Origin of the sequence: Mesobacillus subterraneus, from assembly GCF_020524355.2 — a bacterium.
Lineage (GTDB): Bacteria > Bacillota > Bacilli > Bacillales > Cytobacillaceae > Mesobacillus > Mesobacillus subterraneus_C.
In genome coordinates this window covers 4,093,790-4,116,857 of the sequence record NZ_CP129019.1, presented here as the reverse complement: position 1 = coordinate 4,116,857, position 23,068 = coordinate 4,093,790, and the positions used below count along the sequence as shown (strand labels likewise).

The following is a 23,068-nucleotide window of genomic DNA, read 5'->3' as shown; positions in this document are numbered from 1 at the left end:
TTTTTGTTCCTTGAAAACTAGATAATCGTAAGTAAGAAGAACCAAGAAAAAACCGAGTGATCGCCATTTTAGTTTTTCTCTCTATTTAATAGAGAAATGACCTTTTAGGTTAAGTTAGAAAGGGCGCACGGTGGATGCCTTGGCACTAGGAGCCGATGAAGGACGGGACTAACACCGATATGCTTCGGGGAGCTGTAAGTAAGCTTTGATCCGGAGATTTCCGAATGGGGAAACCCACTGTTCGTAATGGAACAGTATCTTTACCTGAATACATAGGGTATTGAAGGCAGACCCGGGGAACTGAAACATCTAAGTACCGGAGGAAGAGAAAGCAAACGCGATTCCCTGAGTAGCGGCGAGCGAAACGGGACATAGCCCAAACCAAGAGGCTTGCCTCTTGGGGTTGTAGGACACTCAACATGGAGTTACAAAGGAACGGGGTAGATGAAGTGGTCTGGAAAGAGTACCCGTCAGAGAAGGTAAAAACCCTGTAGTTGAAACTTCGTTCCCTCCTGAGTGGATCCTGAGTACGGCGGGACACGAGAAATCCCGTCGGAAGCTGGGAGGACCATCTCCCAAGGCTAAATACTCCCTAGTGACCGATAGTGAACCAGTACCGTGAGGGAAAGGTGAAAAGCACCCCGGAAGGGGAGTGAAATAGATCCTGAAACCGTGTGCCTACAAGTAGTCAGAGCCCGTTCATGGGTGATGGCGTGCCTTTGTAGAATGAACCGGCGAGTTACGATTACATGCAAGGTTAAGTTGAGAAGACGGAGCCGCAGCGAAAGCGAGTCTGAATAGGGCGAATTAGTATGTGGTCGTAGACCCGAAACCAGGTGATCTACCCATGTCCAGGGTGAAGGTTGGGTAACACCAACTGGAGGCTTCGAACCCACGCACGTTGAAAAGTGCGGGGATGAGGTGTGGGTAGCGGAGAAATTCCAATCGAACTTGGAGATAGCTGGTTCTCTCCGAAATAGCTTTAGGGCTAGCCTCACGTTGTAAGAGTCTTGGAGGTAGAGCACTGTTTGGACTAGGGGCCCTCATCGGGTTACCGAATTCAGACAAACTCCGAATGCCAAAGACTTATCCGTGGGAGTCAGACTGCGAGTGATAAGATCCGTAGTCAAAAGGGAAACAGCCCAGACCACCAGCTAAGGTCCCAAAGTATACGTTAAGTGGAAAAGGATGTGGAGTTGCTTAGACAACCAGGATGTTGGCTTAGAAGCAGCCACCATTTAAAGAGTGCGTAATAGCTCACTGGTCGAGTGACTCTGCGCCGAAAATGTACCGGGGCTAAACGTATCACCGAAGCTGTGGATTGACATCTTAGATGTCAGTGGTAGGAGAGCGTTCTAAGGGCGTTGAAGTCAGACCGTAAGGACTGGTGGAGCGCTTAGAAGTGAGAATGCCGGTATGAGTAGCGAAAGATGGGTGAGAATCCCATCCACCGAATGCCCAAGGTTTCCTGAGGAAGGCTCGTCCTCTCAGGGTTAGTCGGGACCTAAGCCGAGTAAAAGGCGTAGGCGATGGACAACAGGTTGATATTCCTGTACCACCTCTTTATCGTTTGAGCAATGGGGGGACGCAGTAGGATAGGGTAAGCGCGCTGTTGGATATGCGCGTCTAAGCAGTAAGGCTGCAAGTGAGGCAAATCCCGCTTGCATGAAGGCTGAGCTGTGACAGCGAGGGAAATATAGTACCGAAGTTCCTGATTTCACACTGCCAAGAAAAGCCTCTAGCGAGATAAAAGGTGCCCGTACCGCAAACCGACACAGGTAGGCGAGGAGAGAATCCTAAGGTGAGCGAGAGAACTCTCGTTAAGGAACTCGGCAAAATGACCCCGTAACTTCGGGAGAAGGGGTGCTCATTTGGGTGAATAGCCTAGATGAGCCGCAGTGAATAAGTACGAGGCGACTGTTTAGCAAAAACACAGGTCTCTGCGAAGCCGCAAGGCGAAGTATAGGGGCTGACGCCTGCCCGGTGCTGGAAGGTTAAGAGGAGGGGTTAGCTCACGCGAAGCTCTGAATCGAAGCCCCAGTAAACGGCGGCCGTAACTATAACGGTCCTAAGGTAGCGAAATTCCTTGTCGGGTAAGTTCCGACCCGCACGAAAGGCGTAACGATCTGGGCACTGTCTCAACGAGAGACTCGGTGAAATTATAGTACCTGTGAAGATGCAGGTTACCCGCGACAGGACGGAAAGACCCCGTGGAGCTTTACTGTAGCCTGATATTGAATTTTGGTACAGCTTGTACAGGATAGGTAGGAGCCTGAGAAACCGGAGCGCCAGCTTCGGTGGAGGCGCTGGTGGGATACTACCCTGGCTGTATTGAAATTCTAACCCACGCCCCTGATCGGGGCGGGAGACAGTGTCAGGTGGGCAGTTTGACTGGGGCGGTCGCCTCCTAAAGAGTAACGGAGGCGCCCAAAGGTTCCCTCAGAATGGTTGGAAATCATTCGCAGAGTGTAAAGGCACAAGGGAGCTTGACTGCGAGACCACAAGTCGAGCAGGGACGAAAGTCGGGCTTAGTGATCCGGTGGTTCCGCATGGAAGGGTCATCGCTCAACGGATAAAAGCTACCCCGGGGATAACAGGCTTATCTCCCCCAAGAGTCCACATCGACGGGGAGGTTTGGCACCTCGATGTCGGCTCATCGCATCCTGGGGCTGTAGTCGGTCCCAAGGGTTGGGCTGTTCGCCCATTAAAGCGGTACGCGAGCTGGGTTCAGAACGTCGTGAGACAGTTCGGTCCCTATCCGTCGTGGGCGCAGGAAATTTGAGAGGAGCTGTCCTTAGTACGAGAGGACCGGGATGGACGCACCGCTGGTGTACCAGTTGTCTTGCCAAAGGCATCGCTGGGTAGCTATGTGCGGACGGGATAAGTGCTGAAAGCATCTAAGCATGAAGCCCCCCTCAAGATGAGATTTCCCATAGCGCAAGCTAGTAAGAACCCTGAAAGATGATCAGGTTGATAGGTCAGAGGTGGAAGCGCGGTGACGTGTGGAGCTGACTGATACTAATCGTTCGAGGACTTAACCAAATAGATGACTCGTTTTTCTTCTTATTCTTCTTACACATTATCTAGTTTTGAGGGAATAAAACCTCAAACCAAATAGTCTGGTGGCGATAGCGAGAAGGTCACACCCGTTCCCATACCGAACACGGAAGTTAAGCTTCTCAGCGCCGATGGTAGTTGGGGGTTTCCCCCTGTGAGAGTAGGACGCCGCCGGGCACAAAAAAAGAACAGCTATAATGGCTGTTCTTTTTTTGTGTGTGAAAAATTATTCTACTGATATGTGTCCATTTTATGAAATCAATGGCAGGTAATGAATATATATCCAAACTCTTCCGATATTACTCTAGCATGTATTATTTCCTACTTAAATAATAAAGAGTTTGATTTTGATCGAAGGGGAGCAAATATTTTTAGGTGAAAATGGGGAGATTTCAGATGAAATTAGGGACAAAGATCAATTTAATTGTATTAAGTACGGTGCTATTACTTTCTGTGATCATTGGGACTGTCGTGACAAGGGAAGTAACAGATGGAATTAAGTCTTTTGCGGTGGAAAAAGCCAAGGGAGATCTAGCGTTAAGCGAACGTTACATTGACAACCAATATGCTGGTGAGTGGGAAGTAAGAAATGGCGAGTTATATAAAGGAAGTCAACTTTTTAATGGATACTTCGAAGTAGTAGACACTATTGGTAAAGACACAGGAGATACGGTAACTATTTTTCAAGGGAATACTCGCATAGCAACAAATGTCATGTTGGACGGAAAGCGTGCTGTAGGGACGACGGTTTCTGAAGAGGTGGCGAATGTGGTGCTAAAACAGGAAAAGCCATATTATGGGGAAGCAGTGGTAGCAGGAAATTCGTATCAAACAGCATATACACCTATTAAGGACAAAAATGGGAAAGCAATAGGGATTTTGTATGTAGGTGCTTCCGAAAAGACAATAGATAGTATTTTATCTTCTTTTATGAAAAAATTCATACTCCAAGTTATAGTGGTCGTCATTGTAGCATCCATCGTGATTTACTGGTTTACACGGAATTTAAGAAGAAGATTGGAAGCGATTTCTTCAGCAATGATCAAAGCAGGCACGGGTAATTTTACGGCAGAGGTTGAAGATCATAGTAGTGATGAACTTGGTGAGCTTTCAAAAAGCTATAATAAGATGAAAGAAAATCTTAGCTCGATGTTGAAAGGCGTAATGGAAACCTCTGAACAGGTAGCCGCTTCTTCAGAAGAACTGAATGCAGGGGCAGAACAGACAAGCAGGGCTACCGAGCAAATAACAGAAGCAATTCAGCAGGTAGCCGGTGGTTCTGATGTCCAGGCGCAGGGGATAGAGGAAAGTGCTAGGGCTTTGGAGGAGCTGGCAAAGGGAGTAGCCAATATTGCAGAGACTTCTTCACAAATAGCTGAATCAAATTTACAGGCAAGTGATAATGCTAAACAGGGTGGAGCGCTTGTCCAGGAGACTGCCAGTCAGATGCATATGATTCATTCTTCTGTAGAGGAAACAGGGGAAGTATTCAACTTGCTAAATGAGCGCTCAAGGGAAATTGGGAACATCTCAAAAGTCATTACAGAAATCGCGGATCAGACAAATTTACTTGCTTTGAATGCAGCTATTGAAGCAGCGAGAGCAGGGGACCTTGGGAAAGGATTTGCTGTTGTTGCTGCAGAGGTCAGGAAGTTGGCTGAGCAATCCCAAACCTCTTCTAACCAAATTTCTGATTTAATCAGCAAAATTCAAACCGATATGGAACATTCTAACGACTCGATTGAAAATGTGAAAAAAGAAGTACTTAGCGGCTTAGGGGTTGTTGAGGGTACTCAAAAAAGCTTCCAGGAGATTCTTCAATCCATGGAAAAAATGGGTGAACAAATTGGAGAGATGGCAGCGACTGCTGAACAAATGTCTGCGAGTACTGAAGAAATATCCGCAACAGTACATGAGGTATCGACCATATCTAAGGAATCTTCCTTGCACACGCAAAATGTCGCGGCTTCAGCTGAGGAACAATTGGCTTCAATGGAGGAAATTACCGCATCGGCTATTAATTTGTCAGCAATGGCAGTATCATTAAAAGATACTGTCAGCCGATTTAAGATTTAAATTGAAAACATCAAGCCATTCCGGTCACGGTTTAAGGCTTGATGTTTTTTTGGATATTAATGTTATCATAATCGTCAATGCCGTAATATTTTCAATGTAAAAAAGTTTCAAATCCATAGGTTAAGGAAACCTTAAGATGAGATATCTTTTTCGTTAAGAACTTGCATGTTGCTTTACAAGTGATTTGTTTAATGCGAACATTAGGGATTATTAGAAGAGATGTTTGGAGGGTTTTTGAATGCTTGAAAATAGTTTTGTCATGGTGGTCATCATCTTAATCATCAATATTGTGTATGTGTCTTTTTTTACAATCAGGATGATTTTGACTTTGAAGGGGCAGCGTTACTTGGCTGCGGGGCTCAGCACGATTGAGGTTGTCATTTATGTTGTTGGTCTTGGCCTGGTACTTGAGAATTTAAATCAGATACAGAATCTGGTTGCATATGCTGTCGGTTATGGCATCGGTGTCATTGTCGGGATGAAAATTGAAGAGAAGCTGGCACTTGGCTATATTACGATCAATGTGATTACGAAAGAGTATGATGTAGATTTGCCTAAGGCTTTGCGTGCACTTGGTTACGGGGTGACGGATTGGGCTGCGCATGGACTTGAGGGCGACCGGATGGCGATGCAGATTTTAACGCCGCGAAAGTATGAATTGAAGTTGTATGAGAAGATTAAGGAATTGGATCCGAAGGCTTTTATCATTGCGTATGAGCCAAAATCGATTCATGGCGGGTTCTGGGTAAAATCGGTACGGAAAGGAAAGCTGTTTTCATGAGCAAGGGTAAAAAGAAGCAAATGTTTGAAGTCGGTGAACATGAATCAATTGATGATTGCCTTAATAGAATGAAGAAGGACGGATTTGCACCTGTCCGCAGAATGGAAAAGCCGATTTTTAAAGAAGTTGAACAGAATGGCAAAGTTGAATACGAGCCTGCTGGCAGGCAGATTATTTTTGAGGCAAAGTTGATTGAAAGCTGACTTGCGTTAGTTGTTTAAAGCCCTAAACACGAACAATATAAAATAGAAATTATGTAATGTTCGATTATTAATTGACAACAAGTCGAATTAGTTGTTAATATGTAGATGTCGAAAGTGAAATTTAGTTTTCCCTCGTATAATAATGGGGATATAGCCCATGAGTCTCTACCCGGTAACCGTAAATCGCCGGACTATGAGGGAAAGTAGTTTTTAAGTGAAGGGAAAAGAAATCGCGTTCACTTATGGATTTCTTTGCTTATGCACCCGGACAGACTACTTTCTCTTCTATTAGAGGAAGCAGTCTATCCGGTTTTTTTGTTTTTTAACTCCAAAGGGGGTAGAAATATGACAGTTGCAGTCATTATGGGGAGCAAATCGGATTGGGAAACAATGAAGCATGCGTGTGACATACTCGATCAGTTAGAAGTTTCTTATATAAAGAAGGTCGTTTCAGCGCACCGCACACCGGATTTAATGTTTGATTTCGCCGAGAAGGCTAGGGAAGAAGGTATGAAAGTGATCATCGCTGGAGCAGGCGGGGCTGCGCACCTTCCGGGGATGGTAGCGGCGAAAACAACTTTGCCGGTCATCGGAGTTCCTGTCCAGTCGAAGGCGCTGAACGGACTGGATTCTTTATTATCGATTGTCCAAATGCCTGGCGGAGTGCCGGTTGCGACAGTAGCAATCGGGAAAGCTGGAGCGACAAATGCGGGTTTGCTCGCAGCACAGATACTTGGCGCACATGACAATGAGGTAGCAGAGAGACTCGAAATGCTGAGGGAAAAGACGAAGATGTCAGTGATGGAAAGCAGTGATGAGCTTGTCTAAGGTAATTTTACCAGGGGAAACGATTGGGATTATTGGCGGCGGACAGCTTGGGAAGATGATGGCGCTGTCGGCAAAAGCGATGGGATTCAAGGTGGTCGTGCTTGACCCGACAGAAGATTGTCCGTGCGGTCAGGTGGCTGACGAGCAGATTGTCGGAGGTTACGATGATATTGGTAAAATAAAGAAGCTATCAGAACAGAGTGATGTGATCACTTATGAGTTTGAAAATATAGATGCAATTGCCCTCGAATGGTTGAATGAAAACGCCTATGTGCCGCAGGGTACGGAATTGCTGCGGGTCACTCAGGACAGGATAGAAGAGAAGCGCCATATCGAGGCAGCGGGTGTTAGCGTGGCTCCATACGCGGTTGTGACCAAGGTGGAGGATGTCAGGGCAGGAATTGAAGCGCTTGAACTGCCTGCTGTTTTGAAAACAGCCAGGGGCGGTTATGATGGCAAAGGACAACTGGTTATGAGGTCTGTTGATGATATTGATTTAGCAGAAACATTAGTCAGCCAGGGTGTTTGTGTGCTGGAAAAGTGGATTCCGTTCGATAAGGAAATTTCAGTGATCATCACTCGCGGTACCAATGGTGAAACGAGCGTATTCCCGGTTGCTGAGAATGTTCATAAGGAAAACATTCTGCATCAGACAATTGTGCCAGCAAGAATCAGCGCGAAAGCTGAAGCACAGGCTATAGAGGCAGCGAAACAAATTGCGTCAGCATTAGGGTTGGTTGGAACACTGGCAGTTGAGATGTTTTTGGCTGACAATGATGAGCTTTACATAAATGAACTCGCGCCGAGGCCGCATAACTCGGGGCATTATACGATTGAAGCATGTGAAACGTCGCAGTTTGAGCAGCATGTCAGGGCAGTTTGCGGCTGGCCATTGGGAAGCACGAATTTGCTGAAACCTGCGGTGATGGTGAATATTCTAGGGAGAACACCAACAACCTTTATTGGATAAAATTCCTGAATTACAGGGTTGGAACATCCACTTATACGGCAAAAAGGAAGCCAAACATAAGCGCAAAATGGGCCATGTGACCCTGTTGCGTGAAACAGTAGAGATTGCACTCGAGGATGCGGAGCAGAGCGGTATCTGGAGATATGCAGCAGAAATGATCGGAGGACAAAAGAGATGATAGATCGTTATACAAGACCGGAAATGGGAGCAATTTGGACGGAGGAAAATCGCTTTAAGGCATGGCTCGAGGTCGAGATCCTTGCATGTGAAGCTTGGGCAGAACTTGGAGATATTCCTAAGGAAGACGTAAAGAAACTCCGACAGAATGCCTCTTTTGATATCGACCGGATTAAGGAAATCGAAGAAGAGACGCGCCATGATGTCGTTGCTTTTACAAGAGCGGTATCAGAAACACTTGGAGAAGAGCGGAAATGGGTCCACTATGGTCTTACTTCGACGGATGTAGTTGATACAGCTTTGTCTTATGTGCTTAAGCAGGCAAATGAAATTTTAATGAAGGACCTTGAGAACTTTGTAGAGATCCTGACTAACAAAGCAAAGGAACATAAATACACAGTCATGATGGGACGTACGCACGGTGTTCATGCCGAACCGACTACATTTGGCTTGAAGCTGGCTCTTTGGTTAGAGGAAATGAAGCGCAACCTTGAGCGTTTCAAAATGGCTTCCCGCGATGTGGAATTCGGCAAGATTTCTGGTGCGGTCGGTACTTATGCGAATATCGATCCATTTGTTGAATCGTATGTTTGTGAAAAATTAGGGCTGCAGGCGGCACCGATTTCGACACAGACTTTGCAGCGTGACCGTCATGCCTACTATATGTCGGCGCTCGCTTTGATTGCGACTTCAATTGAAAAGTTTGCGGTTGAAATTCGCGGTTTGCAAAAGAGTGAAACTCGTGAGGTGGAGGAGTTTTTTGCGAAAGGACAGAAGGGTTCATCTGCTATGCCGCATAAGCGCAACCCGATTGGTTCTGAGAACATGACAGGAATGGCGAGGGTCATCCGTGGGTATATGACGACGGCTTACGAGAATGTGCCACTATGGCACGAGCGCGATATTTCGCATTCATCAGCAGAAAGGATTATCCTGCCGGATGCAACGATTGCATTGAACTATATGTTGAATCGTTTCGGAAATATCGTCAAGAACTTGACGGTCTACCCTGAGAACATGAAGCGTAATATGGACCGGACACTGGGCTTGATTTACTCTCAGCGTGTGCTGCTTGCATTGATCGACAAAGGCATGTCCCGTGAGGAAGCGTATGACACTGTCCAGCCGCGGGCGATGGAAGCGTGGGAAAAGCAGGTGCAGTTCCGCAGCCTGATCGAACAGGATGAAAAGATTGCCGGACTGCTGAGTGAAGCTGAAATTGATGACTGCTTCGATTACAACTACCATATCAAGCATGTTGATATGATTTTTGAAAGACTGGGACTTTAAATATGAACGGGCAAGATTTCTTGCCCTTCTTTTATATGATAGAGACTGAAGATTGCCAATTATCTCAATCGGAGGGCGTTGAAATGGAAGAGCTGTTATACGAAGGGAAAGCAAAACGGATTTACGCAACGGATGACGAGCGGGTTGTAAGGGTTCAATACAAGGATTCGGCGACGGCGTACAACGGTGAGAAGAAAGCAGAGATTGTCGGCAAAGGAAGATTGAATAACGAGATTACAAGTCTATTATTCTCAAAGCTTAGCGAAGCGGGGATTCAGTCCCATTTTATCGACAAAATTTCTGCCAATGAGCAGCTGGTGAAGCGGGTTGCCATCATTCCGCTTGAGGTCGTTGTGAGGAACTTTGCTGCCGGCAGCTTTTCTAAGCGGCTTGGTGTCGAGGAAGGCGAAAAGCTTTCGAGGCCGATTGTTGAGTTTTATCTGAAGGATGATGCGCTTGGCGATCCGCTGATCACGGATGAACATGTTGATGTGCTGGATTTGGCGACTGCAGAAGAAGTAGCTGAGCTGAAGGCAGCGGCTTTGAAGATCAATGATGTACTGGGTGGATTTTTCACAGAGATTGGCGTGACGCTGATTGACTTCAAGCTTGAATTTGGCAAGGATGCCGAGGGCAATATCCTGCTTGCGGATGAGATTTCGCCGGACACTTGCAGGCTTTGGGATAGGGAGACCCAACAGAAGCTGGATAAGGATGTATTCCGCCGCGATTTAGGGAACCTGACAGATGCTTACGAAACCATTTTGACGAGATTGGGAGGACAATTGAATGTATAAAGTGAAGGTGTATGTCACGTTAAGGGAAAGTGTTTTGGATCCACAGGGGACGGCTGTTAAAAAATCACTTGCGACTCATGGTTACGAAGGCATCCAGGAGGTTCGAATCGGCAAGTACATGGAACTTACTTTGGATGAGAGTGTGAAAGATGTAGACGGCGCGGTGAAGGAAATGTGCGAGCGTCTGCTGGCGAATCCGGTGATCGAGGACTACAAGTATGAAGTCGAGGAGGTTGTTGCACAGTGAAGTTTGCGGTGATCGTATTTCCGGGTTCGAACTGTGACATCGACATGTACCATGCGGTAAAAGATGAGCTGGGAGAAGAAGCAGAATATGTCTGGCATGACACTGAAAGTCTTGAAGATTATGATGCCGTGCTTTTGCCAGGCGGTTTCTCATATGGAGATTACTTGAGATCAGGCGCAATCGCGCAGTTCAGCAATGTCATGAAGGAAGTCGTGAAAGCGGCTCAAGCAGGCAAGCCTGTGCTAGGTGTCTGCAACGGATTTCAGATTTTGCTGGAGGCTGGGCTGCTTCCAGGTGCCATGCGACGCAATGAAAGCTTGAAGTTCATTTGCAAGCAGGTCGAGCTGAAGGTAGAGAATAACGAAACGATGTTTTCTGCTGGCTATGCAAATGGGGAAGTCATCACGATCCCTGTTGCACATGGCGAGGGCAATTATTATTGCGATGAGGAGACTCTATCAAGTTTGAAGTCAAATAACCAGATCGTGTTCACTTACAATGGCGAGAATCCGAATGGAAGCCTTCAAAATATTGCCGGGATCATCAATGAGCGCGGGAATGTCCTCGGGATGATGCCTCATCCTGAACGTGCTGTCGATGAAATGCTGGGCGGTGCGGACGGACTGAAGTTTTTCAAATCAATCGTTAAACAATGGAGGGAAGCAAATGCGATTAATGCTTGAACCAAGTCCAGAGCAAATTAAACAGGATAAAATTTATCGGGAAATGGGGCTGTCAGACAGCGAGTTTGCTTCTGCCGAACAGATTCTTGGCCGTACTCCTAACTATACAGAAACGGGCTTGTTTTCGGTTATGTGGTCGGAGCACTGCAGCTACAAGAACTCGAAGCCTGTGCTGAAAAAGTTCCCTGTCACTGGGGAGCGCGTTTTACAGGGACCAGGCGAAGGCGCGGGAATTGTGGATATTGGCGATGGCCAGGCGGTCGTTTTTAAGATCGAGAGCCACAACCATCCATCTGCGATTGAGCCTTACCAGGGTGCTGCTACAGGTGTCGGCGGCATCATCCGCGATGTTTTTTCGATGGGAGCAAGGCCAATTGCTTTATTGAACTCCCTCCGTTTTGGTGAACTTGAATCGCCACGCGTGAAATATTTATTTGAACAGGTTGTTGCCGGGATTGCTGGCTACGGAAACTGCATTGGCATTCCCACTGTTGGGGGCGAGGTCCAGTTTGATGCCGCTTATGAGGGCAATCCGCTTGTGAACGCGATGTGCGTTGGGCTGATCAACCATGAGGATATCAAGAAGGGGCAGGCGCATGGTGTTGGCAATACCGTTATGTATGTGGGCGCGAAAACAGGCCGTGACGGCATCCATGGTGCCACATTTGCTTCTGAGGAATTGAATGAGTCATCTGAAGATAAGCGTCCAGCTGTCCAGGTTGGCGATCCGTTTATGGAAAAATTGCTTTTAGAGGCTTGTTTGGAGCTTGTGAAAAATGACGCGCTTGTTGGCATCCAGGACATGGGGGCGGCTGGTCTGACGAGTTCATCTGCCGAGATGGCAAGTAAGGCAGGTTCAGGAATCGAAATGAACCTTGACCTAGTGCCACAGCGTGAAACAGGAATGACTGCATACGAAATGATGCTATCAGAGTCCCAGGAGCGTATGCTGATCGTCGTTGAAAAAGGCCGCGAGCAGGAAATCATCGATCTTTTTTCAAAATATGAGCTTGAAGCAGTTGCGATTGGAAAAGTAACGGATGACAAGATGCTTCGTCTTTTCCATAAAGGGGAAGTGGTGGCTGATGTTCCGGCAGATGCGCTGGCTGAAGAAGCGCCTGTCTATTATAAGCCTTCGAGCGAACCAGCTTATTTCCGTGAGTTCCAAGCGATGGTCAATGAAGCGCCTGATGTTGAAAACTATGAAGCTACTCTTTTACAGCTGCTGCAACAGCCGACAATCGCGAGCAAAGAGTGGGTTTATGACCAATATGACCATATGGTCCGCACGAGTACGGTCGTTTCTCCAGGATCAGATGCTGCGGTTGTACGGATTCGCGGAACGGAGAAAGGCCTAGCGATGACGACGGACTGTAACTCTCGTTATATCTATCTTGATCCGGAAACAGGCGGGAAGATTGCCGTTGCTGAGGCAGCGCGCAATATTGTCTGCTCTGGCGGCGAACCATTGGCGATCACGGACTGCCTGAACTTTGGGAATCCTGAGAAGCCGGAGATTTTCTGGCAGTTTGAAAAAGCGGTCGACGGCATGAGCGAAGCGTGCCGGACACTGAGTACGCCTGTCATTGGCGGAAATGTGAGTTTGTATAACGAAACGAATGGAACAGCAGTCTACCCGACCCCGGTTGTCGGAATGGTTGGACTGGTTGAGGATCTTAAGCATGTAACCACTCAGCATTTTAAAAATGCCGATGATTTAATCTATCTTCTGGGTGACACAAAAGATGAGTTCGGCGGCAGTGAGCTTCAGAAGCTTATTTATGGCCGGATTTTTGGCAAGGCACCTGAATTGGATTTAGAAGTGGAGGCCAGCTATCAGGCTCAAATTTTAACAGCGATTAAAAAAGGGCTTGTTGCATCTGCTCATGATGTGGCGGAGGGCGGCGTCGCAGTTGCGCTTGCTGAATCCGTGATTGGCAGCAAGGGGCTTGGTGCTTCTGTTGAACTGGAAGGCAATGCTGTATCGGCATTGTTCAGCGAATCGCAATCCCGCTTTCTTTTATCAGTAAAACCAGAGCACCAGATCGAGTTTGAAAGTTTAACAGCTGCGGTGCTGATTGGTAAAGTTGTAGAAACGACAGTTTTAAAGATTGATGTAAACGGGAAGAACGTGATCAATCATGATGCAGAGGGGCTGAAAAAGGCTTGGAAAGGAGCCATCCCATGCTTGCTGAACTAAAAGGCTTGAATGAGGAATGCGGCGTTTTTGGAATCTGGGGACATCCCGAGGCAGCGCAAATTACGTATTACGGACTTCACAGCCTGCAGCATCGCGGACAGGAAGGCACGGGCATTGTTGTCAGTGATGGCCAGCAGCTTAAGGGGCGTAAAGGCGAGGGGCTTGTAACGGAAATTTTTACGGCTGATGCGATGGAAGACCTTCAGGGTGTTGGCGCAATCGGCCATGTCAGATATGCGACAGCGGGAGGCGGCGGCTATGAAAATGTCCAGCCGCTTCTGTTCCAATCACAGAACGGCGGACTTGCTCTTGCGCATAACGGAAACCTTGTGAATGCCGATGCGTTAAGGAATCAGCTGGAAGCTCAAGGGAGTATTTTCCAGACAAGTTCTGATACAGAGGTGCTCGCTCATCTGATTAAGCGCGGAGGCTTCAGCCATTTGAAGGATCGTGTCAAAAATGCTCTTCCGATGCTGAAGGGTGCTTACGCTTTTTTAATCATGACCGAAACCGAAATGATGGTGGCATTAGATCCGCATGGACTTCGCCCGCTGTCATTGGGCCGTCTTGGAGATGCGTATGTGGTCGCTTCAGAGACTTGCGCGTTCGATATTGTTGGCGCTGAATTTGTAAGGGACATCCTTCCTGGAGAATTGCTAGTGATTGATGCAGACGGCCTTCACTCTGAGATGTACTCAATGAGCTCAAGCACAGCAATCTGTACGATGGAATATATCTATTTTTCAAGACCAGATAGCAACATTCATGGAATCAACGTGCATGCGGCCCGTAAAAATCTCGGCAAACAGCTGGCGAAGGAAGTACCGATTGAGGCGGATGTTGTTACAGGTGTACCAGATTCAAGTATATCCGCGGCGATTGGCTATGCGGAAGAATCGGGAATCCCGTATGAAATGGGACTGATCAAGAACCGTTATGTTGGCCGAACATTCATCCAGCCATCCCAAAGCTTAAGGGAACAGGGTGTTAAGATGAAGCTTTCGCCGGTACGCGGAATTGTGGAAGGCAAGCGTGTCATCATGGTGGACGATTCAATTGTCCGCGGTACGACCAGCCGCCGAATTGTGAAGATGCTGAAGGAAGCGGGCGCAACCGAGGTACACGTCGTCATCAGTTCGCCGCCAATCCAGAATCCATGCTTCTACGGAATCGATACATCTACTCGCGAAGAGTTAATTGCTTCAGAGCACACAGTTGAAGAGATTCGAAAATTGATTGGTGCCGACTCACTGACTTTTTTGACTGTAGAAGGCATGCTTGAGGCAATCGGACGAAATGAACCTGGCGAAACACGCGGCCAGTGCCTCGCCTGTTTTACCGGGAAGTACCCGACAGAGATCTATCCGCAGGCAGTGCCTGCTGGGCAAAAGTGCTGATTTTAAATTTACCAAGGAGACAATCCTGAATTTTTAATAGTATATTTCCAAAAATAGGATAAATACGCAATTACGAGTGATTTTCGCGCAATTATGGAAAGTGAGTGTGCAATTCCAGCAGTTTTTCGTGCAATGATGCTAAGTGGAGTCTGCAATTCCAGCAGTACTTTGCCCAATGGTGATAAAGAGGGGGCAATTTGTGCAAAGACTGGTTCTTCTAATATGAATATCAAGAAATAATAGCTTAAACAAGAGAAATACAGCCAAATCGGAGGTAGTGAACATGGCAAATGCGTATAAGCAGGCTGGTGTGGATATAGAGGCCGGGTACGAAGCGGTTGAGCGAATCAAAAAGCATGTGAAGCGGACGGTCAGGCCTGGTGTAATGGGTGCTCTTGGCGGATTCGGCGGGATGTTCGACCTTTCCAGCCTTGATCTGAATGAACCGGTGCTCGTTTCGGGAACGGATGGTGTTGGCACGAAGCTGATGCTGGCATTCATGATGGACCGACATGATACAATCGGCATAGATGCGGTTGCGATGTGCGTGAATGATATCGTCGTCCAGGGTGCGGAACCTTTATATTTCCTTGATTACATCGCCTGCGGCAAGGCTCAGCCTGAAAAAATCGAGGCGATTGTCAAGGGGATTGCCGATGGCTGTGAACAGGCAGGCTGCGCGCTTGTTGGTGGTGAAACTGCCGAAATGCCGGGGATGTACTCTCCGGAAGAATATGATTTGGCTGGGTTTGCGGTCGGAGCCTGTGAAAAAGCTGAAATTATCACCGGCCAGCAAATCAAAGAAGGCGATGTGCTGATTGGGCTGGCATCAAGCGGCATCCACAGCAATGGCTACTCGCTTGTGCGCAAGGTGTTTTTTGAACAGGCAGGCTGGGAGCTGGAGCGTTATGTCGATGAGTTCGGTTGTACGCTTGGTGAAGAGCTGCTGAAGCCGACACGCATTTATGTAAAATCGGTGCTTGAAGCGATGAAGCAGTTCAAGCTTAAAGGACTTGCCCATATCACGGGCGGCGGTTTTATTGAAAATATCCCAAGGATGCTTCCGCAAGGACTTGGTGCTGAAATTGAGGAAGGAAGCTGGGAAATTCCGCAGGTATTCAAAACATTGGAATCTTTAGCCCGACTTGAGCGGGATGACATGTATAATACATTTAATATGGGCATCGGCATGATCGCTGCAGTTGATAAAAGCATTGCCCATGAAGTGGTCCAGTATTTTAACGAACTGGGTGAAAAGGCTGAAGTGATCGGCACAGTTACCGGGTCAGAAGGAATTCAGGTGAAAAGAGCTGGTGAGCAGGTATGAAAAAAATAGCCATTTTTGCTTCAGGGAGTGGCAGCAATTTTCAGGCAATTGCTGTTGCAGCCCAGGCTGGCACGCTGAATGTTGAAATCAGCCTGCTTGTATGCGACAAGCCAGGCGCTTTTGCGGTTGATCGCGCTGAAATGCTAGGCATCCCTGCACTCGTCATCAGCCCGAAGAGCTATCCTTCCAAGGCAGACTATGAGGGAGAGGTTTTACAGAAACTTGCGGGTCTTGAAGTCGACATGATTGTCCTTGCCGGCTATATGCGTCTCATCGGTCCGACATTGCTTGAGGCTTTTGAAGGAAAAATAGTCAACATCCACCCGTCATTATTGCCTGCGTTCCCTGGGAAGGATGCAATTGGCCAGGCGCTGGCAGCGGGAGTGGAGAAAACCGGAGTGACCATCCATTACGTCGATGAAGGGATGGACACCGGGCCGATCATTGCCAGTGTGTCAGTGAAAATCACGCCAGACGAAACGAGAGAAACCCTTCAGAAGAAAATACAGCGGATTGAACACAGCTTGTATCCAGATGTTTTGGAGGAGCTGTTGAACGGAGAAGAGGAGGCAGTACAATGGGAAAAAAGCGTGCATTGATCAGTGTTTCAAATAAGGAAGGAATTGTTGAATTAGCGAAAGAGCTTGTCGGCCTTGGGTTCGAGATCGTCTCGACTGGTGGTACGAAGCAGGCGCTCAAGGATGGCGGTGTGCCAGTGATTGGAATCAGTGATGTGACTGGTTTTTCGGAAATCCTTGAAGGTCGTGTGAAGACGCTGCACCCTAAAATTCATGGGGGTCTCCTTGCGAAGTATGATGATCCATCCCACCAGGCACAGCTGGCTGAAAATGAAATCGAGAAAATCGAGCTAGTCTGCGTGAATTTATATCCTTTCAAAGAAACGATCTCAAAACCTGGTGTATCGCCAGAGGATGCAATCGAAAACATCGATATCGGCGGTCCTGCGATGCTGCGTGCCTCAGCAAAAAACCATCAATACATAACCGTGCTCGTCGATCCTGTTGATTACAAGCAGGTAATTGAAGAGTACAAAAATCAAAACGGAACCACAGTGGAAACGCGCCGCAGCCTTGCTGCGAAGGTATTCCGCCACACGGCTGCTTATGATGCACTGATTGCAGAATACATGACCAATCTTGCGGGAGAAGAGCAGCCGGAAAAAATGACGGTAACATACGAGTTGAAGCAAAGTCTTCGATATGGCGAAAATCCGCATCAACAGGCAGCTTTTTACCAGAAGCCGCTTGGATCGGCCTTTTCGGTAGCAGCTGCTGAGCAGCTTCATGGAAAAGAACTTTCCTATAATAATATCAATGATGCGAATGCTGCTTTGCAGATTGTAAAAGAGTTCTCTGAGCCTGCTGCGGTTGCAGTCAAGCACATGAACCCTTGCGGAGTGGGCATTGGAAAAGATGTTTTTGATGCTTTCGGAAAAGCGTTCGAAGCAGATCCTGTTTCAATTTTTGGCGGCATTATTGCCTTGAATCGTGAAGTAAATGCTGAGACAGCTCGCAAGCTATATGAGATCTTCCTTGAGATTATCATCGCTCCTTCTTTTAGCGATGATGCCATTGAAATTTTAACGGGAAAGAAAAACCTCCGCTTGTTGAAGGTCTCTTTTGATGGAGAAGCTTCAAAGGAAAACACACTATCCTCAATTGAAGGCGGATTGCTCATCCAGGAACAGGATGCATATGGTTTTGAGGATGCGGAAATCTCCGTGCCGACAAAGCGTGAACCGACGGAAACTGAGTGGGAAGCCTTGAAGCTTGGCTGGAAGGTTGTTAAGCATGTTAAATCCAATGCGATTGTCGTAGCGAATAAAGACATGACAATCGGAATCGGTGCAGGGCAAATGAACCGTGTCGGTGCCGCTAAAATTGCCCTGGAACAAGCTGGTACCAAAGCGGATGGAGCAGCGCTCGCATCTGACGCGTTCTTCCCGATGGATGATACCGTCGAAGCAGCAGCAAAAGCCGGAATCACAGCGATCATCCAGCCAGGCGGTTCAGTACGCGATGCAGATTCAATCAAGAAAGCGGATGAATATGGCATTGCGATGGTGTTCACAGGTGTAAGGCATTTCAGACATTAATATCCATTGAATTATAAAAGATAAGCAGTTCTGAAATTTACGGGGGTGCGTGATATGAAGGTTCTTGTGATTGGAAAAGGTGGTCGTGAGCATGCGATTTGCCAGAAGGTCAGTGGCAGTCCGCTTGTGAAAGAGGTGTTCGCGGCACCAGGGAATCCAGGAATGGCCGATTGTGCGAAGCTAGTGGAAATCAATGAAACGGATTTGGATAGACTTGTTTCTTTTGCAAAGGAAGAACAAATCGGGCTGACGATTATCGGTCCTGAGGTTCCGCTGCTTGAAGGTTTGGCAGATCGTTTCATTGAGGAAGGGCTGAAGGTATTCGGTCCGTCCAAAGCGGCCGCAATCATCGAAGGCAGCAAATCGTTCGCGAAGGACCTGATGAAAAAGTACGGAATCCCAACAGCCAAATATGAAACATTCAGTGACTATGTAGAAGCAAAGGCGTATCTTGACGAAGTCGGAGCACCGATTGTCATCAAGGCAGACGGACTGGCGGCCGGCAAGGGCGTGGTCGTTGCGATGACTGTGCAGGAAGCAGAATTGGCTTTACAGGAAATGTTGCTGAACAGCAAGTTCGGCGAGGCATCCGCCAGCGTGGTGATAGAGCAATTTTTAACAGGGGAAGAGTTTTCGCTGATGGCGTTTGTGAACGGCGGCAATGTGATTCCCCTTGAAATCGCCCAGGACCATAAGCGAGCCTACGACGGCGACAAAGGACCGAACACCGGCGGCATGGGCGCGTATTCTCCGGTCCCTCACATCCGAAGGGAATCCATTGTGGTTGCAGTGGAACAAATCCTTCAGCCGGCAGCCATTGCGATGGAAATGGAAGGCCGCAGTTTTACCGGAATTCTATATGCTGGTCTGATCGAAACAGAAGAAGGTCCTAAAGTGATTGAATTCAATGCGCGTTTCGGCGATCCGGAAACACAGGTCATTTTGCCAAGGATGAAATCGGACTTGGTTCAGGTCATACTGGAAGTGCTTGAAGGAAAAAAGCCGGAGATTCAGTGGCATGAAGAAGCAATGATTGGTGTGGTCGTCGCGGCCAATGGCTATCCTGAAGAGTATGAAAAAGGCGCAGTTTTGAAGGGCATCGAAAACATCTCGCAGGTGTATCATGCGGGTACTGCGAAAAACATAGAGGGTGAATTTATTACGAACGGCGGAAGGGGTAATCCTTGTCGGAGCAAAAGCGGCATCATTAAAAGAAGCACAGCAAAAGGTATATGCTGAGCTTGAAAAACTGGACTGCCCCGAAACGTTTTACCGCAAGGACATCGGCAGCAGGGCTATCGGGCACGTCTCTTGTTAGAGCCTTTCATATAAACGAGCAGCAGGGCAATAATGCTTCCAATGAGTGCAATCCAGACAAAGCTGACGTCCGTGATATATTCCCAGAACATAGTATCATCTCCTTTTAGCAAGCCCCCAGAGTTTAGGGGGGCTTTGTTTTTTATCAGATCAGCTCGGATTATAGGGAATCCAGCCCTCAGAATCCCCGTTTTCCGCGTTCTTATCCCCCATCATGTCCTGACCTTTTTCATATGCGGCTGTCAGCGGGCAATAGCGGACGATCCCTTCGCCAACTTTCATGGCACCCAACATCGCCATGAAAATATAGGAATCCTTCCACGGGCGTTTCACCATTTTTGAAGTTGACCATGCCAGGATTGTCAGGCCAGCTGTAATCCTGATGAGCGCGTTGATGATTCCAATATTCGGGCGTACATTCATATTCAATCGCTCCTTTACAATTAATTTGAAATTCTTTAATGCGTTAAACAGTGAAATATGTTACGATAGTACAATAATGTAAGGGCTTTCTTCTAAAGAAAAATTCAAGAAATGGCCAGCTCCAGCGCCAAGCCCCTCGAGGTCGCTTCGGTCCGCTCGGGTGAAGTCAAAGAACGACTTCACTGGTCGGCACTGCAGCGCATGTCGGGGTGATCAAGGCGCTTGCGCTTTTCGTTTTAACATAGAGAAAAGGGGAACATGGTATGGAACAACGTTATCGATGGAAAAACAAACAATTGCGCGACCATGCTGCTGTTTTGGACGGCACCCTTTCACCGACGGTCTTATTGAAAAATGCGACATATTTGAACCAGACATTCCGCAAGTGGATGACTGCGAACATTTGGATTTACAATGACAGGATTGTGTATGTTGGTGAAAACCTGCCTGAAAATACGAAGCAAAGTGAAATAGTGGATTGCACAGGGATGAAGCTGGTGCCTGGTTATATTGAACCTCATGCTCATCCATTTCAACTTTATAATCCCCATTCTTTCGCTGCCTATGCATCGCAGACGGGGACGACGACACTGATCAATGACAATATGGTACTGGCTCTACAATTAGGTAAAAAGAAAGCGTTTTCTTTTATTAATGAGCTGAATGATAATCCAGTCACGATGTACTGGTGGTGCCGTTTTGATGCACAGACTGAAATCCAGCATGAGGAGGAAGTCTTCTCGAACAGCAATGTAAGAGCATGGCTTGAGCATGAGAATGTCGTCCAGGGCGGTGAGCTGACATGCTGGCCGAAGCTGATGAACGGCGATGACATGATCCTTCATTGGATGCAGGAAACGAAACGCCATCACAAAAAAATTGAAGGGCATTTCCCTGGTGCATCGGAAAAGACGCTCGCGAAAATGATGTTGTTCGGCGCGGACTGCGACCATGAGGCGATGACGGGCGAGGAAGTCCGCAGAAGGCTGATGCAGGGGTACATGGTGTCTTTAAGGCATTCATCGATCCGTCCGGATTTGCCGAAGCTGCTCGATGAGATTCACGAACTGGATATCGGGGTATACGACCGTTTTATGATGACGACAGATGGGTCATCGACCGCTTTTTATGAAAAAGGCGTGATGGATGACCTGATTCGGATTGCAATTGAAAAAGGTGTTCCTGTCATCGATGCTTATAATATGGCAACAATTAATGTCGCCCGTTATTATAACTTCGAGCATCTTCATGGCAATATTGCGACAGGCCGAGTGGCGAACATCAATATTTTGAGTGATGAATTGACCCCGAACCCTGTTTCTGTGCTGGCAAAAGGCCAGTGGGTGAAGCGTGATGGTGAAGCCATACATGCAGCCAAAGAAATGGACTGGTCCGAAATGGGCTTCGATCCGCTTAAAATGGATTGGGATTTGACGTTGGATGATATGCAATTCTCAATGCCATTTGGGATCAAGATGGAGAATTCGGTCATTACGAAGCCTTATTCGATTTCAATCGATGTGTCTGCTGAGGAATTATCTTCAAAGCATGATGAGTGCTTTTTCATGCTGATCGACCGTCATGGAAAATGGCGTATCAACACGATGTTAAAAGGATTTGCGACGAGTCTTCAGGGGCTTGCAAGCTCCTTTTCCAATACCGGCGATATCATTCTGATTGGTAAAAGCAAGCAGGATATGATTGCCGCTTTTAACAGGATGAAGGAGCTAGGCGGGGGGATTGTCGCCTGTGAAAATGGGGTGCCGGTCAAGGAGATTCCATTGAGGCTGCAGGGGATCATGTCCAGCCATCCAGTGACAGAGCTGATGGCGGAGGAGAAGAAGCTGCTTGAATATTTAAAGGAAAAAGGGTATAAATTCGCCGATCCAATTTATTCACTATTATTCTTCAGTTCAACGCATTTACCTTATATCCGCATCACACAAGAGGGCATCTATGATGTGATGAAAAAAACGGTACTCTTTCCAACGATAATGCGTTAAAATATAACAGTGCATCTAGAGATAGACAACCATGATCGAACTTGGAGATCAAGGGGTGGCGAAAATGGGAAAAAATGGATCGCTGTGCTGGCGGCCGCGATGGTGCTTACCGCCGGATGCAGCAGTAAAGAGACAGAGAAAAAAGAAGCAACAGAACATAAAGAAAAAGAAATTGAAGTAGATGAGGTTGTCGCTCCGGAGGAACTTCCGTATCAATTCCCGCTGACAGGAGTCGGTACTGCCGAGGAGAGTTTTGACCGGGCGGTGGCCGTGGTGGTGAATAACCATCCAAAGGCGCGTCCGCAATCCGGCCTTCACAAAGCAGACGTCATCCACGAGGTCCTTGCTGAAGGAGACGTGACAAGATTCGTGGCCATTTTCCAAAGCGAACAACCTGAAAAAATAGGGCCAGTCCGCAGTGCAAGGGAGTACTTTATCGACCTGGCATCCGGGTTTGACAGTTTTTTCATCGCCCATGGCTATAGCCCTGAAGCGAAGGACATGCTTGAGCGCGGAGTGCTTGATAATATCAACGGAATGCAATACGATGGGACATTGTTCAAACGGTCCGATTTCCGGAAGGCCCCTCATAATTCTTATATCACTTATAAGAATATTTTGAAAGGCGCGGAAAAGAAAGGTTACGGACTTGATGCAGCACCGTCTTCTGCCGTATTCTTGAGCAGTGAAGAAGCCGGACAGCTGGAAGGTACACCGGCTGAGGAATTCATGGTAAAATACGGTTCTCCGTCGTTCGACGCGATCTACGAGTATGACACGGATGAGCAGAAATACCATCGTTTTAATGGCAGTGAGGAAAGTGTTGATTTGGAATCGAAGGATCCTGTCCTGCTAGACAACATCCTTGTTGTACAAATGGATCATCAGGTAATTGATAGTGCAGACCGAAGGGTCATTGATCTGGATTCGGGCGGCAAGGGATACCTGTTCCAAAAAGGCAAAGTGAATGAGATTCAATGGAAAAATGAAGCTGGCAGGATCGTCCCTTATAAGGATGGGGTAAAAGCTGGTTTCGTTCCCGGGAAAACATGGATCAACATTGTCCCATCAATCAGCGATGTCTCATTCGACTCACAACAATAACGGCGAAATTTGTGAAATATCGGATTGATAACAGTAGCGCAAAAACAGCCATAATAAAATTTGAGTGAATTA

At 47.3% G+C, this 23,068-nt stretch carries 17 protein-coding genes, 2 rRNA genes, 2 pseudogenes and 1 riboswitch; of the genes and pseudogenes, 19 read left to right on the top strand and 2 right to left on the bottom strand.

Annotated elements, in window-relative coordinates:
- Positions 1 to 107: 107 nt before the first annotated feature.
- The 17 genes and pseudogenes from LC048_RS21450 (at position 108) to purD (ending at position 19,467) form a co-directional block, all read left to right on the top strand.
- A 23S ribosomal RNA gene (locus tag LC048_RS21450) occupies positions 108 to 3,042 on the top strand.
- A 76-nt stretch (positions 3,043 to 3,118) separates the two neighbouring features.
- Positions 3,119 to 3,234, top strand: a 5S ribosomal RNA gene (gene rrf, locus LC048_RS21445).
- A gap of 219 nt (positions 3,235 to 3,453) precedes the next feature.
- Entirely contained in the window at positions 3,454 to 5,133 is a 1,680-nt protein-coding gene (locus LC048_RS21440; protein ID WP_226605186.1) for a methyl-accepting chemotaxis protein, read from the top strand.
- A gap of 238 nt (positions 5,134 to 5,371) precedes the next feature.
- Entirely contained in the window at positions 5,372 to 5,914 is a 543-nt protein-coding gene (locus LC048_RS21435; protein ID WP_306048758.1) for a DUF2179 domain-containing protein, read from the top strand.
- Positions 5,911 to 6,117, top strand: coding sequence for an NETI motif-containing protein (locus tag LC048_RS21430; protein WP_226605187.1), 207 nt, complete (start codon positions 5,911 to 5,913; stop codon positions 6,115 to 6,117). The genes LC048_RS21435 and LC048_RS21430 overlap by 4 nt, the downstream gene beginning before the upstream one ends.
- A 112-nt stretch (positions 6,118 to 6,229) precedes the next feature.
- Positions 6,230 to 6,331, top strand: a riboswitch (purine riboswitch).
- A 131-nt stretch (positions 6,332 to 6,462) separates the two neighbouring features.
- Positions 6,463 to 6,945, top strand: a complete 483-nt coding sequence (gene purE / locus LC048_RS21425; protein ID WP_226605190.1) for a 5-(carboxyamino)imidazole ribonucleotide mutase — start codon at positions 6,463 to 6,465, stop codon at positions 6,943 to 6,945.
- A pseudogene (purK, locus tag LC048_RS21420) lies at positions 6,932 to 8,093 on the top strand (5-(carboxyamino)imidazole ribonucleotide synthase). The gene purE and the pseudogene purK overlap by 14 nt, the downstream one beginning before the upstream one ends.
- Complete coding sequence (gene purB, locus LC048_RS21415; RefSeq protein ID WP_226605196.1) at positions 8,090 to 9,382, top strand: adenylosuccinate lyase; 1,293 nt, start codon at positions 8,090 to 8,092, stop codon at positions 9,380 to 9,382. Before purK ends, purB begins: the two are co-directional and overlap by 4 nt.
- An 83-nt stretch (positions 9,383 to 9,465) precedes the next feature.
- Positions 9,466 to 10,179 carry a phosphoribosylaminoimidazolesuccinocarboxamide synthase gene (purC, locus tag LC048_RS21410; protein WP_264188512.1) on the top strand — a complete coding sequence of 238 codons (714 nt, stop codon included), beginning with the start codon at positions 9,466 to 9,468 and terminating at the stop codon, positions 10,177 to 10,179.
- On the top strand, positions 10,172 to 10,426 hold the full coding sequence (gene purS, locus LC048_RS21405) for a phosphoribosylformylglycinamidine synthase subunit PurS (protein ID WP_226605199.1): 255 nt from the start codon (positions 10,172 to 10,174) through the stop codon (positions 10,424 to 10,426). Before purC ends, purS begins: the two co-directional genes overlap by 8 nt.
- Positions 10,423 to 11,109: a phosphoribosylformylglycinamidine synthase subunit PurQ gene (gene purQ / locus LC048_RS21400; protein ID WP_226605200.1), complete on the top strand. Its 687-nt coding sequence runs from the start codon at positions 10,423 to 10,425 to the stop codon at positions 11,107 to 11,109. Before purS ends, purQ begins: the two co-directional genes overlap by 4 nt.
- Positions 11,093 to 13,309 (top strand): phosphoribosylformylglycinamidine synthase subunit PurL, encoded by a 2,217-nt coding sequence (purL, locus tag LC048_RS21395; protein WP_226605204.1) that lies wholly within the window; start codon positions 11,093 to 11,095, stop codon positions 13,307 to 13,309. The genes purQ and purL overlap by 17 nt, the downstream gene beginning before the upstream one ends.
- Positions 13,294 to 14,706, top strand: coding sequence for an amidophosphoribosyltransferase (gene purF / locus LC048_RS21390; RefSeq protein ID WP_226605206.1), 1,413 nt, complete (start codon positions 13,294 to 13,296; stop codon positions 14,704 to 14,706). The genes purL and purF overlap by 16 nt, the downstream gene beginning before the upstream one ends.
- A 283-nt stretch (positions 14,707 to 14,989) precedes the next feature.
- Positions 14,990 to 16,033, top strand: coding sequence for a phosphoribosylformylglycinamidine cyclo-ligase (gene purM / locus LC048_RS21385; protein ID WP_226605209.1), 1,044 nt, complete (start codon positions 14,990 to 14,992; stop codon positions 16,031 to 16,033).
- Entirely contained in the window at positions 16,030 to 16,632 is a 603-nt protein-coding gene (gene purN / locus LC048_RS21380; protein ID WP_226605212.1) for a phosphoribosylglycinamide formyltransferase, read from the top strand. Before purM ends, purN begins: the two co-directional genes overlap by 4 nt.
- On the top strand, positions 16,611 to 18,149 hold the full coding sequence (gene purH, locus LC048_RS21375; protein ID WP_226605213.1) for a bifunctional phosphoribosylaminoimidazolecarboxamide formyltransferase/IMP cyclohydrolase: 1,539 nt from the start codon (positions 16,611 to 16,613) through the stop codon (positions 18,147 to 18,149). Before purN ends, purH begins: the two co-directional genes overlap by 22 nt.
- A gap of 54 nt (positions 18,150 to 18,203) precedes the next feature.
- Positions 18,204 to 19,467, top strand: a pseudogene (purD, locus tag LC048_RS21370) (phosphoribosylamine--glycine ligase).
- Here purD and LC048_RS25205 read toward each other — a convergent pair.
- Together LC048_RS25205 and LC048_RS21365 are read right to left on the bottom strand one after the other, a co-directional pair.
- The gene (locus LC048_RS25205) at positions 19,445 to 19,558 is read right to left on the bottom strand and encodes an EYxxD motif small membrane protein (RefSeq protein WP_371931947.1); all 114 of its coding nucleotides are present in this window, start codon (positions 19,556 to 19,558) and stop codon (positions 19,445 to 19,447) included. The pseudogene purD and the gene LC048_RS25205 sit on opposite strands and share 23 nt — an antisense overlap.
- 58 nt (positions 19,559 to 19,616) lie before the next feature.
- A complete protein-coding gene (locus LC048_RS21365; protein WP_226605219.1) occupies positions 19,617 to 19,889 on the bottom strand; it encodes a YgaP family membrane protein in 273 nt (90 codons plus the stop codon).
- Positions 19,890 to 20,152: 263 nt separating this feature from the next.
- On the opposite strand from LC048_RS21365, the gene LC048_RS21360 reads away from it, so the two are divergent.
- The gene (locus tag LC048_RS21360; protein WP_306048754.1) at positions 20,153 to 21,892 is read left to right on the top strand and encodes an adenine deaminase C-terminal domain-containing protein; all 1,740 of its coding nucleotides are present in this window, start codon (positions 20,153 to 20,155) and stop codon (positions 21,890 to 21,892) included.
- A 9-nt stretch (positions 21,893 to 21,901) separates the two neighbouring features.
- On the top strand, positions 21,902 to 22,996 hold the full coding sequence (locus LC048_RS21355; RefSeq protein WP_371931946.1) for a DUF3048 domain-containing protein: 1,095 nt from the start codon (positions 21,902 to 21,904) through the stop codon (positions 22,994 to 22,996).
- The last annotated feature ends 72 nt before the right edge of the window (positions 22,997 to 23,068 follow it).